Here is a 12478-nt window from a genome sequence, read left to right as displayed (position 1 = left end):
GATGGATACTTTAATTTTTGAAGTTGGAACTGCGTTAGTATTAGTAGCTTTTGCAGCTATCCTCGCTGCGAAGTTAAAGTTCTCGATTATTCCGTTTCTCATTATACTCGGTATGTTAGTGGGGCCTCATGCCCCAGATTTAGGACTTATCGATTTAAGGTTTATTGAAAGCGGAGAAGTTATTTCCTTCCTCGGCCGTGTAGGCGTCATATTCCTCCTATTCTATTTAGGCTTAGAATTCTCAATAAAAAAATTAATTAAATCAGGAAAGTCGATTGCTTTTGGGGGTAGTGTTCATATATCGCTTAATTTCATATTAGGTTTACTTTATGGATATGTTATGGGCTTCCCCTTACTAGAAACATTAATTATTGCTGGAATTATTACAATCTCATCGAGTGCAATTGTAGCGAAAGTAATTGTTGATTTAAGAAGATCTGGTAATAAAGAGACAGAGCTAATTTTAGGAATCATTATGTTTGATGATATCTTTTTAGCTGTATATTTATCAGTTGTTTCAGGATTAGTACTCGGAGGTGCAACATCATTTGTAGGTGCTCTTACATCGGTGTTAATCGCAGTAGGGTATATGCTCCTATTCTTTGTAATCGCTAGAAAAGCTACGCCGTTCCTAAATAAAGTATTAGATATTTCGTCAAACGAAATTTTTATTATCGTAATATTCGCTATTTTATTCTTTGTAGCAGGATTTTCAGAAACAATTCATGTTGCGGAAGCGATTGGGGCTTTATTGTTAGGACTCGTCTTTTCAGAAACAGAGCATAGTGACCGGATCGAGCATCTCGTCGTCCCGTTTCGTGATTTCTTTGGAGCTATATTTTTCTTCAGCTTCGGTTTAAGTATAGATCCGTTTTCGCTTGGAGGAGCAGTATGGTTGGCATTAGGAGCAGTTTTCATTACTCTCATCGGTAATTTTACAGCTGGAATGATTGCAGGGCGTAAAGCCGGGTTATCGCATAAGGCTTCTACGAATATCGGTTTAACACTTATATCACGTGGGGAATTCTCCATTATTGTCGCGAATCTCGGAATAGCGGGTGGCTTAATGGCAACGATTAAACCATTCTCAGCTTTATATGTTTTAATATTGGCGTCGCTAGGGCCATTATTAACGAAGGAGTCTGGGAGAATATACTCTCTACTAGACAAAATATTTAAATGGAGTGCGAAAGAAAGTGCAAAACGTAAAAAGGAAGTTGGATAACCTTTCGCGAGGGAACGATTCCATTATTTATAGATTAATATTTTACAAAGACGATTAGAATACATTCTAATCGTCTTTGTGCTATTATCTGAATTTCATCAACTATTAATCAGTTGCCTTCCTATTTAAAAACGACTACAATTTTACTGTTATATATATGAACGAAAAAAAGAGAATAGGAGGGGAGACTATGCCAAGGAAAGTATGGCTATTAGTAGCTGGGATGATTATTAATGTCACGGGTGCTTCTTTTTTATGGCCTTTTAATACAATTTACTTACATGATAGTTTAGGGAAATCTTTATCAGTAGCCGGAATGGTATTAATGATCAACTCGCTTACTGGTGTAATCGGAAACTTGCTCGGCGGTGTTTTATTTGATAAATGGGGCGGTTATAAATCAATTTTAGTAGGGATTGTCATTACACTTGTATCGATTTTAGGTCTTGTATTTTTCCATGGTTGGCCATTATATGTTGTGTGGCTAGCATTAATCGGATTCGGTTCTGGAATGGTGTTTCCATCGATGTATGCGATGGTCGGTACGGTTTGGCCAGAAGGCGGGAGACGAGCGTTCAATGCAATGTATGTTGGACAAAACGTTGGGATTGCGATTGGAACAGCGTGCGGTGGATTAGTTGCGTCTTATCGTTTTGATTATATTTTCTTAGCGAACTTTATTTTATATTTTATTTTCTTCTTAATTGCGTTTATTGGATTTCGTGGTATGGAAGCAAAAAAAGAGCAAGAGGTACAAAAAGAAGCCGAAACGAAAAAAGGTTGGTCACTTACACCTGGCTTCAAAGCGCTTCTAATCGTATGTGTAGCATATGCTTTATGCTGGGTTACATACGTACAGTGGCAAGGGGCAATTGCGACTCATATGCGAGAATTAGATATTAGCCTCCGCCATTATAGTTTATTATGGACGATAAACGGAGCGATGATTGTTTGTGCGCAGCCACTTGTTAGTATGTTAATTCGCTGGATGAAGCGTTCTTTAAAACAACAAATTATGATTGGAATCGTCATTTTTGCGGCGTCGTTTATTGTTTTAAGCCAAGCGCAGCAATTTACGATGTTTCTCATTGCGATGGTGACATTAACAATTGGTGAATTATTCGTATGGCCGGCAGTTCCGACCATCGCAAATATACTTGCACCGAAAGATAAGCTAGGATTTTATCAAGGTGTTGTAAATAGCGCAGCGACTGTAGGGAAAATGTTCGGACCGGTCGTTGGCGGAGCGATTGTTGACTTATACAATATGGAAGTATTGTTTATTGCGATCATGGTAATGCTTGTAGTAGCGCTTATAGCAACGAGTATTTATGATAGACGAGTAAAAGTAGAAGAAACAGTTGAAGAAAAAATTGCAGTTTAGTTTGACGGAACATGCAACATGTTTTAGAATATATTTAAATAAATAGTAATAAAATATCCTTTGGAACAAGGGAGTTAGCTCGGCTGTCCTAAGACGAATTCGTTAGTTAGCAAGAGTAACGATTAACCGAGAAGCCCTCGCTTCAAGTAAGCTCTTAAGAGATACTAAGTGGTGGGTAGTTCACATTAACTCATATTTGTAATAACAGTGAGAAGGAGTAGTAGTAATAGAAGCTGGTTTAGAGAGTTGACGGTCGGTGCAAGTCAATCCACGTTTCGTTATGAACTCGCCTTTGAGTTGCAGTTGTGAAATCATTAGTAGCAATTGCCGTTAATCCACGTTACGGATCTAAGCGAATGTATTTATTACATTAATTTAGGGTGGTACCGCGGGAATCTATAACCTCTCGTCCCTTTCTAGGGATGAGAGGTTTTTTGTATTTTGGGCGGTGAAAATAAATAGAATTTCAAGGAGGGTATCTCATGAGCTTTAATCATCAAGAAATTGAGAAGAAGTGGCAAGGGCATTGGGAAGAGAATAAAACATTCCGTACGCCAGATGAAACAGAAAAACCAAAATTTTATGCACTAGATATGTTCCCATATCCATCAGGTGCAGGCTTACACGTAGGTCATCCAGAAGGTTATACAGCGACAGATATTTTATCTCGTATGAAGCGTATGCAAGGATATAACGTTCTTCATCCAATGGGATGGGATGCATTCGGTCTTCCAGCAGAGCAATATGCACTTGATACTGGGAACAGCCCGGCTGAATTTACAGAGCTTAATATTAATACGTTCCGTAATCAAATTAAAGCATTAGGCTTCTCTTACGATTGGGATCGTGAAGTAAATACAACAGATCCAACCTACTACAAGTGGACACAATGGATCTTCCTAAAACTATTTGAAAAAGGTTTAGCTTACGTTGATGAAGTACCTGTAAACTGGTGCCCAGCACTTGGTACAGTACTTGCAAACGAAGAAATCATTGACGGTAAGAGTGAGCGTGGTGGACATCCAGTTGAGCGTCGTCCGATGAGACAGTGGATGTTAAAAATTACAGCTTACGGAGATCGTCTATTAGAAGATCTAGATGAGCTTAATTGGCCAGAAAGCTTAAAAGACATGCAACGTAACTGGATTGGTCGTTCTGAAGGTGCAGAAGTACACTTCAACATCGACGGTACAGATGAGAAGTTCACAGTTTTCACAACGCGTCCTGATACATTATTTGGAGCAAGCTACTGTGTACTGGCTCCAGAGCATGCACTTGTTGCTAACATTACAACACCAGAACAAAAAGAAGCTGTAGAAGCTTACATTAACTCTGTTAAAATGAAGAGCGATTTAGAGCGTACAGAACTTGCGAAAGAAAAAACTGGTGTATTCACTGGTGCTTACGCAGTTAACCCAGTAAACGGTGAGAAATTACCAATCTGGATCGCTGATTATGTTCTTGCAACTTACGGAACAGGTGCTGTAATGGCAGTTCCAGCTCACGATGAGCGTGACTATGAATTCGCATCAACGTTCAATCTTCCAATGAAGGAAGTTGTAAAAGGCGGAGACATTTCGAAAGAAGCATATACAGGTGATGGTGCGCACGTAAACTCAGCATTCCTTGATGGTTTAAATAAAGAAGAAGCAATTGTAAAAATGATTGAGTGGCTTGAAGTAACAAGCGCAGGAAATCAAAAAGTAACGTACCGTCTACGTGACTGGTTATTTAGTCGCCAACGTTACTGGGGTGAGCCAATTCCAGTAATCCATTGGGAAGATGGTACAATGACAGCTGTGAAAGAAGAAGAATTACCATTAGTTCTTCCGAAAACAGAGAATATTCGTCCTTCAGGTACAGGTGAATCACCACTTGCAAACATTGAAGAGTGGGTAAATGTTGTTGATCCTGAAACTGGTAAAAAAGGTCGTCGTGAAACGAATACAATGCCGCAATGGGCTGGTAGCTGCTGGTACTACCTACGCTACATCGATCCAAACAACAGCGAAGCACTTGTAGACCCTGAAAAAGTAAAACAATGGCTTCCAGTTGATATTTATATCGGTGGAGCAGAGCACGCTGTACTTCACTTACTATATGCTCGTTTCTGGCATAAAGTATTATATGATATCGGTGTAGTTCCAACGAAAGAACCGTTCCAACAATTATTCAACCAAGGTATGATCTTAGGTGAAAACAACGAGAAAATGAGTAAATCAAAAGGTAACGTTGTAAATCCTGATGATATCGTAGCAAGCCACGGTGCAGATACACTTCGTCTATACGAAATGTTCATGGGACCATTAGATGCTTCAATCGCTTGGTCTGAAAATGGTCTTGACGGAGCTCGTCGCTTCCTAGACCGCGTATGGCGCCTATTCATTCAAGAGAACGGTGAATTGAGTGAGAAAATTACTGATGCACCAAACAAAGATCTTGAAAAAGCTTACCACCAAACAGTGAAGAAAGTAACAGAAGACTATGCAGAGCTTCGCTTCAACACAGCGATTTCTCAAATGATGGTATTCATCAACGATGCATACAAAGCTGAAACACTTCCGAAAGAATATGTAGAAGGTTTCGTAAAAATGATTGCACCAGTTGCACCTCACATCGGGGAAGAACTATGGAGCAAACTTGGATACAGTGAAACAATCACATATGCAAGCTGGCCAACATTTGATGAGTCTAAACTTGTAGAAGATGAAGTTGAAATCGTTGTTCAAATTATGGGCAAAGTTCGCACAAAACTAACAATGAGTAAAGACGCATCAAAAGAAGAAATGGAACAACTTGCACTTGAGGCAATCAAAGAACAAATTGAAGGAAAAACAGTTCGTAAAGTAATTGTTGTTCCTGGAAAACTTGTTAACGTTGTTGCAAATTAATTAATTATTAATAAAAGCTCAGAGCGTTTATGCTCTGAGCTTTTTTGCGTGAAAAATAAGCTCAGGATCACCTTCATCTAAGTTTTCGATCATTCCACTACGCATAAATCCATTTGCTTTAAAAACTTTTTGCATATTTGTATTCGATTTGTTCGTTGAAGAAAATATTTTTTGAGTAGGAGAATGTCTTAACATATATGAGATTAATGAGCTTGCATGACCTTGTCTTCTTTTCGTTGGCGAAACAATGATTAATGAGAGGAAAGTATAACCAAAGAAATTTGTATCGTATGTTAGAAAACCAGAAATGGAATTGTCCTCTTTTACAATGATGCAGGTTCCTTCATCAATAGCGTGTTTAATATAATCTCGTCTACTATCGTCTCCGATTACATTAACATCTATATGTACGATTGAATCTAAATCGTCGATGGAAGCTTTTGCTATGTTCTTCAATGGAAATGCCCCCTTTCAAGTGAAAGAAAAATAATCAGTCAATTAATCCTATCATGAATGGAGAACGAAGAAAAAGGTGCGGAATTCCTATATAGACAAACACCTATTCTTCTATAGGAAATATGATAAAAAAGGTAGGTTAAATTGAGCAGAAGAGGTGAAAGGAATGAAAGGGATGGACAATAATGCACCACATGGCTTCTTCGGAGGTGGATCGGATAGTTATGGACAAATGATGTTTATGGGAGGAGATGGTCAACACGGATATGGCGGAATCCCAAGTTGGATGGGAGGAGCAGCTGGAGGATTTCCGACGTCAGTGGCGGGTGTACAAACAGGATTCCCAACGTCAGTAGCTGGAGTGCAAACAGGATTTCCAGCAGTAGTAGGAGGTACACAAGGAGGAGTGCCTGTAGGTATGCCAACTACATTTCCATCTTTCGTTGGCGGTGTACAAACAGGATTTCCTGTACCTGGCGTTGGTGTTGTAGCTGGTGGAATCGGCGGATTCCCTCAAGGTGTTCACGGTCATCATGAGCATCACGGCCATCATCAACAACACGGTCATCATCAGCACCACGGTCATCATCAGCATCATGGCCATCATCAACAACACGGCCATCATGGTCACCAAGGCCATCATCAGCACCACGGTCATCATCAACAACAAGTACATCATCATGGTCATCATCAAATTCATCCGCAGGCTGTTCTTTTCCAAACACACCAACACCATCACCAAGGCCACCATCAGCACCACGGTCACCATCAGCACCACGGTCATCAAGATCACCACGGCCACCATCAGCAACAAGTACATCACCAAGGTCATCATCAAATTCACCCGCAGGCTGTCCTTTATCAAACTCATCAAGGTCAACACCATCACCAAGGCCAACATCATCACCAAGGTCAACATCATCACCAAGGTCAACACCATCACCAAGGTCAACATCATCACCAAGGTCAACATCATCACCAAGGTCAACATCATCACCAAGGTCAACACCAACATCAAGGTCAACAACAACATCAAGGTCAACAACAATACCAACAGTATCAGCAGCAACAACAGCCTTGGGCAGGTGGAATTGGAGCAGGAACGGCAGCAGGAGCAGCAGCTGGTACTGCAGGAGCAGCAGGACACGCGGGACACGTGGGTCATTAATAGACCAAAGGAAAAAAGACATAATAAAAAACTGCTAGGAGATCCTAGCAGTTTTTTTCTGCCTCTTGACGTTGGCGTTCGATTTCCGCACGAAGTTGTGGTTCCGGTGCTTGCCATCCTTCTGGTTTCATAATTTTGCCGTCGCCCTCGCGGAATCGAGGCTTTCCATCAGGGAATAGTTTTGCCATGTTAGCATTGTTTACAATTTCGAATCCTTTATCTGGACGTACGCCCATTTCTGCAAACGTTCCGAATGCAAAGTAAATAAGGTCAATAAGTGCATCATATTGATCTTCAACAGTTGTTGCTTCTAGAAATTCTTCTAGCTCTTCTTGCATAAAGCTAGCACGAATTTTTGCACGCTCTTCTGTTAGTTTTGTTGGAGTACTTGTCACAGGATGTCCGAATTCTTCATGCATTTTTGCAACAAGTTCGTATCCTTTATCTAAACCTTTTTCGTTTGTCATGTTGTTTCATCCTTTCTTACGTTATGCCGAATTTTATTGTAACATAAGGTAGTTATTAAATAAAAAGAACATCTTATGAGAAATAAGATGTTCGCTCGTTATTCTTCTTTCTTAATTAAAACGGATAAAATAAGATCGATGCCAAACATTCCGATGAGTAGCATTGGTATAACTACAAGTAAATAACGTGTGAAAGAAACATTTTTTAAGTATGTATGAGCAAATAAAAAGACGCCGAGAAATAAAATACCATTTAAAATAGGTTTTACTAATTTTTTAGACATAAGCTCCCCCGTAAATATCCCTTTTCTCTATTTAAAAATAAAAACTCCCCTCTCCGTTGTACCATGCCAGAGAGGGGAGTTCAATCGTTAACTTATTCAATTACACCAGAATTTGTAATATTTATGGTGTATTTTATTTTAACAGGGACATCTTTGTACATTTTTTTCCACTCTTCTAATTTAAATGGACGATAATGTTGCTTATATTTAGCTCCTAGCCCGAGAGGATCGACGCCTAAAGATTTAAACTGCTTAATTAATTTAGCAGCTTGTGTATCTAATTGTTTTTGTACATTTTTTTCAATGTTTTTTGTGTTCTTGTTATTTTCTAAGTTAATTTGCTTCGATAGTTCTTGAATACGTGCATCAAGATGAACGTGAATGAAAAAAGAAGGCTTTCCGTTTTTAATCTTTATATCGTAAGTTGGAACAGAACGAATATTATTAATCATTACGTACGCAGAATCTGTTTTAAATTCATGTGAATCTAATTTATGTTTCTCTAATAGTCCTTTAAATATGAACATATCTTTTTCCGCAATTTTATCGATATATTTATCCTTTTTAAAAAGACCAATTCCGGTGATTTTTATTTTATCACCATGTTTCTTTAAAATTGGAATATAGTAGTCTTGCCCTTCTTGATAATAACGGAATGCTCCTACATGCAGATTATCCGTTGGTAAAGGACCAGTTTCCATGTTATGCTCTAACAATTTTTTTATATAAATTGCAACGTTGTATGAAGTCGTATATTTCCCTTTTAAAAGTTCAGTACCATTACCTTCAAGTAAAGCAACATATAAAGCGTTCCCTATATTCACATCTCGAAGTAATGTATCGAATGAAGTAGACATTCCTTTTTTTGCAAGTCGTATAGTATATAGAGCAACACGCATTTGTCCGCTAGCAAATGGTTGAGAAGATTCTAAAGATGTGTCTGCTTTTACTTGTTTTACCGCATTTGCGCTGCCTTCAAAAACTTGAACTTTATTTCCTTTTTTCTGAATGGGACAAACGAATGTTACTTTTATTTTATTATCCTTTGCTGTATCAAAAACGGTTCCTTGAATAAGTTGTACATCATCGATAATATTTTTTTGTAAACATCCAGTTAAACTAAAAAGTGCTATACAAGAAATAAGTATTAATTTTCTTTTGATTTTTTCCATTTTCTTTTCACCCACACAATAATAAATAGGATTGGGATGTATACATAAATGAGCCAAAAACTAACTTTTGATGCGTTACTAATAAAATTATTAATATCGTGCCTGTTTGTTAAAAGTTGTGAAACAATGAGAGTGATAAAGATGAAAGCGATTAGAACACCTCTTTGTTTTACACGGAATATTTCGTGAGTTGCTCTCGTTGCCGACCATAAAGGAAGGATAAAGCTTGTAATAATAACGAGTGCATAAGCTGAAATTGCAATATATTCTAGCCTTTCTATGAATGGTAATTGAATGACTTGGGTCATAGAAAGTTGGGACCATATTGTTTTTAATAATTGTTTTTCACTAAAAAACGCAAAGGCTAAAAGGGTACTAAATAAATATAGTAGGTTTGAAAATAGTGCCCCATATTGAGCGAATTTATGAGATTGTTTAGGGTTTTTCACAAATGGATAAACCATGAGGTAAACCTCAAAACCGGTCATACTGTAGATTGACAGTTGAGCGGCTTTTAAAATATCTGAAAAAGAATGTGTGAATATAGGGAGTAAATTAGGCCAATGAGAGTATTTCAAAACGAATAGGCTAAGAAATAAATATCCTAATGTACCACCAACTGAGATGACACAAATGCCGGTAATTACACGAAATCCAGAAGAGATAATGTAATAGCTAACTAAGCATAAAAATAGTGTTAACATCCAAGTGGAAGCGGTAGGAAACATCCACACTTGAATAATTTCAACGTATGTTCGAATGACGGAAATACTGACGATTAAAAAATAAGCAGCAAAGATGATATTAATGCCGTTTCCTAGCCACTTTCCAAATGTTTGCCGATGTAAGTCGATTAAATTCCCGTTTGTTTCTTTTAATAAGAAATACATCATCCATATAAGAATATGGATACAGATTCCTGTGATTAGAACGCCCATCCAGCCGTCGTATCCAGCGGCTTTTGCAATGATTCGAGCGAATCCGAGAACACCAGCACCAAATTGTGCACCGTGAATTAAAAAGAAAACGAAGACGGGTGATATTTGGTGTTCTGCTTTAATTTTACTCATCGATGCACCTCATTTCTTAATCATCAAAATCTGACGTATGTTTTGTAGAAATTCCATTAGTTGCTTTCTTTACGTGTTGCGGTCTTGCTTGAACATCTCGAGTATCAATCATTGTTAATGGAAAACGAATCCAAGAATCTTTAAAGGATTGTTGTCTCGTTGGATAAAAGAGAGCGTACGGCTTACGTAAAGAAGTAAGTCTAAACAAATGGGTAAATAAAAAGATAAATCCAAGAGATATACCGAAGAGCCCACCTATTTCTGCAAATGAGAGAAATGGGAAACGTAGTAAACGAACAGCGTTACCCATTTTATAAATGGGTGTAATAAAGGAAGCTAACGCTGATAAAGCAACGATAATTAATAAAATATTACTCGTTAAACCAGCTTGTACAGATGCTTGCCCAATTACAATACCGCCTACAATACCTAGTGTTTGTCCAACTTTCATTGGTAATCGCGCGCCAGCTTCTCTTAATAAATCAATGGCTAATTCTAAAAAGAGCGCCTCGATTAAAGGTGGGAAGGGTACTTGTGCCCTTGATAAAATCAATGTTTCAAGCAAATCACTTGGAATGAGCTCGTAATGATAATTTAAAATAGCGACATATAGCGGTGTGGCACAAATTGAGAATAGAACTGCGATAAGGCGTAATATTCTTGAAAATGTCGCGTATAGCCAAGATACGTTATAGTCTTCTGGTGAAATGAAAAAATCGAAATATGATACAGGCGTTAATAGGACACTTGGAGAACCATCAACAAAAATAGCGATTTTTCCATCAATAAGTGCTTTTGTGACTCTATCAGTGCGTTCTGTATTTATATAGAGAGGAAAAATTGACTTTTCACCCATTAATTCCTGTATATAAGCACTATCGTTAATTTGATCATATTCAAGAGCTCGAAGTGATTCTTCTAGAAAGTCTACATTATCTTTTTCGGCAAGGTTGTCTAAATACATCATGACAACCTTTGTTTTTGAAAACTCTCCAATAATCATCTCTTTTGTGTGTAAATCTAAAACAGGAAGACGTTTTCGTACTAAATTAATATTCGTATCAATATCTTCTACGAATCCTTCTTGTGGCCCGATAACGGTGGATTCATTTAATGGAGGAGTTGGTGCACGATAATTATCAATTGCAATGTTTGCAAGCATACATTTTTGATCTTGCTGATTTAATTGAATAATTGCATGTCCCTTTAAAACCATGTCCTCAATTTTTTGTAAGTCGTTCGTAATCGTTATACCACTCATTGGAATATGTTCTTTTAATTCTTCTAATGGAGCGCAAGGACGTTCCAAAAGAGTAGGCATTAAATACTTTTGCAATTTCTCACCATCAAGTGAAGGACGATAGTAAGAAATCCAATAAGGCATCGTGTCATCGTCAGATGTATGGTAATTAACAAAGTCACTAGACTGTTTCATCTTCTCTATTAAATCTTGTAGAGAATGAATATGGTCACTTTCTGGTTTGCTAAAGTCATAAATGCTGTTACTTCCTGAGCTTTGCTGTTTGTTTTGAGAAGTATCATCTTGCTTAGAATTTTGCTGTTTGTTTTGAGAAGTATCATCTTGCTTAGAATTTTGCTGCTTGTTTTGAGAAGTATTATCTTGCTTAGAATTTTGCTGTTTGTTTTGAGAAGAATCACCTTGTTTAGAACTTTGCTGTTTGTCTTGAGAAGAATCCTCTTGTTTAGAACTTTGCTGTTTGTCTTGAGAAGAGTCCTCTTGTTTAGAACCTTGCTGTTTGTTTTGAGAAGAATCCTCTTGCTTAGAACTTTGTTGTTTGTTTTGAGAATTATCCTCTTGTTTAGAGTTTTGCTGTTTGTCTTGAGAAGAATCCTCTTGTTTAGAACTTTGCTGTTTGTCTTGAGAAGAGTCCTCTTGTTTAGAACCTTGCTGTTTGTTTTGAGAAGAATCCTCTTGTTTAGAACTTTGTTGCTTGTTTTGAGAAGAATGCTCTTGTTTAGAATTTTGTTGTTTGTCTTGAGAATTATCATCTTGCTTAGAATTTTGCTGCTTACCTTGAGAATTATCCTCTTGTTTAGAACTTTGCTGCTTGTTTTGAGAATTATCCTCTTGTTTAGAATTTTGCTGCTTATTTTGAGAATTATCCTCAGTTTGTTCCGTACTTTTTGGCTCGCCATTCTTATCTTTGTTATGTTCCTTTTGATCATCTGGCTGTTGTTTCGAATCATCTGTCTCTTTTGTATTTGAGTTTTTTTTCTTACGTAACCAATTCCAAATCATATGTATGCCCTCTTTGATCTTGTAATATAGTGCTATTTTGTGGCTAATTTTGTATATTATTCATTTATTTATGAAAAGAAGGAGGAGATTGGTTTGTATAG

At 37.5% G+C, this 12478-nt stretch carries 10 protein-coding genes and 1 other annotated feature; of the genes, 4 read left to right on the top strand and 6 right to left on the bottom strand.

Going from position 1 to position 12478, the window contains the following annotated elements; all coding sequences use genetic code 11:
- Position 1: 1 nt before the first annotated feature.
- The 3 genes from NSQ69_RS23370 to leuS all read left to right on the top strand — a co-directional run bounded on the left by NSQ69_RS23370 (position 2) and on the right by leuS (position 5500).
- Entirely contained in the window at positions 2-1225 is a 1224-nt protein-coding gene (locus tag NSQ69_RS23370; RefSeq protein WP_002167528.1) for a cation:proton antiporter, read from the top strand.
- 190 nt (positions 1226-1415) lie between these two features.
- Positions 1416-2609 (top strand): MDR family MFS transporter, encoded by a 1194-nt coding sequence (locus tag NSQ69_RS23365; RefSeq protein WP_002167529.1) that lies wholly within the window; start codon positions 1416-1418, stop codon positions 2607-2609.
- 198 nt (positions 2610-2807) lie between these two features.
- Positions 2808-3026, top strand: a binding site (T-box leader).
- Between the two features lie 65 nt (positions 3027-3091).
- Entirely contained in the window at positions 3092-5500 is a 2409-nt protein-coding gene (leuS, locus tag NSQ69_RS23360; protein ID WP_002129511.1) for a leucine--tRNA ligase, read from the top strand.
- Between the two features lie 27 nt (positions 5501-5527).
- On the opposite strand, the gene NSQ69_RS23355 is transcribed toward leuS, so the two are convergent.
- Positions 5528-5956 (bottom strand): GNAT family N-acetyltransferase, encoded by a 429-nt coding sequence (locus NSQ69_RS23355; protein WP_341099729.1) that lies wholly within the window; start codon positions 5954-5956, stop codon positions 5528-5530.
- 166 nt (positions 5957-6122) lie between these two features.
- Here NSQ69_RS23355 and NSQ69_RS23350 point away from each other — a divergent pair, with 166 nt between their 5' ends.
- Positions 6123-7124 carry a VrrB protein gene (locus NSQ69_RS23350; protein ID WP_341099727.1) on the top strand — a complete coding sequence of 334 codons (1002 nt, stop codon included), beginning with the start codon at positions 6123-6125 and terminating at the stop codon, positions 7122-7124.
- Between the two features lie 44 nt (positions 7125-7168).
- Here NSQ69_RS23350 and NSQ69_RS23345 read toward each other — a convergent pair whose 3' ends face one another.
- The 5 genes from NSQ69_RS23345 to NSQ69_RS23325 form a co-directional block, all read right to left on the bottom strand.
- Positions 7169-7591 carry a haloacid dehalogenase gene (locus tag NSQ69_RS23345; protein ID WP_002034433.1) on the bottom strand — a complete coding sequence of 141 codons (423 nt, stop codon included), beginning with the start codon at positions 7589-7591 and terminating at the stop codon, positions 7169-7171.
- A gap of 98 nt (positions 7592-7689) precedes the next feature.
- Positions 7690-7875, bottom strand: coding sequence for a hypothetical protein (locus tag NSQ69_RS23340; protein WP_002129504.1), 186 nt, complete (start codon positions 7873-7875; stop codon positions 7690-7692).
- Positions 7876-7967: 92 nt separating this feature from the next.
- Entirely contained in the window at positions 7968-9047 is a 1080-nt protein-coding gene (gerHC, locus tag NSQ69_RS23335; protein WP_002129502.1) for a spore germination protein GerHC, read from the bottom strand.
- On the bottom strand, positions 9023-10117 hold the full coding sequence (locus NSQ69_RS23330; protein WP_002129500.1) for a spore germination protein: 1095 nt from the start codon (positions 10115-10117) through the stop codon (positions 9023-9025). Before NSQ69_RS23330 ends, gerHC begins: the two co-directional genes overlap by 25 nt.
- Positions 10118-10133: 16 nt before the next feature.
- The gene (locus NSQ69_RS23325; protein WP_088265221.1) at positions 10134-12377 is read right to left on the bottom strand and encodes a spore germination protein; all 2244 of its coding nucleotides are present in this window, start codon (positions 12375-12377) and stop codon (positions 10134-10136) included.
- Positions 12378-12478: the final 101 nt, after the last annotated feature.

The sequence above is a fragment of the Bacillus sp. FSL R10-2201 genome (assembly GCF_038008665.1).
Classification (GTDB): domain Bacteria; phylum Bacillota; class Bacilli; order Bacillales; family Bacillaceae_G; genus Bacillus_A; species Bacillus_A mycoides.
Note: the sequence above shows the minus strand (reverse complement) of the source record. Positions and strands in the feature narration are given on the sequence as shown.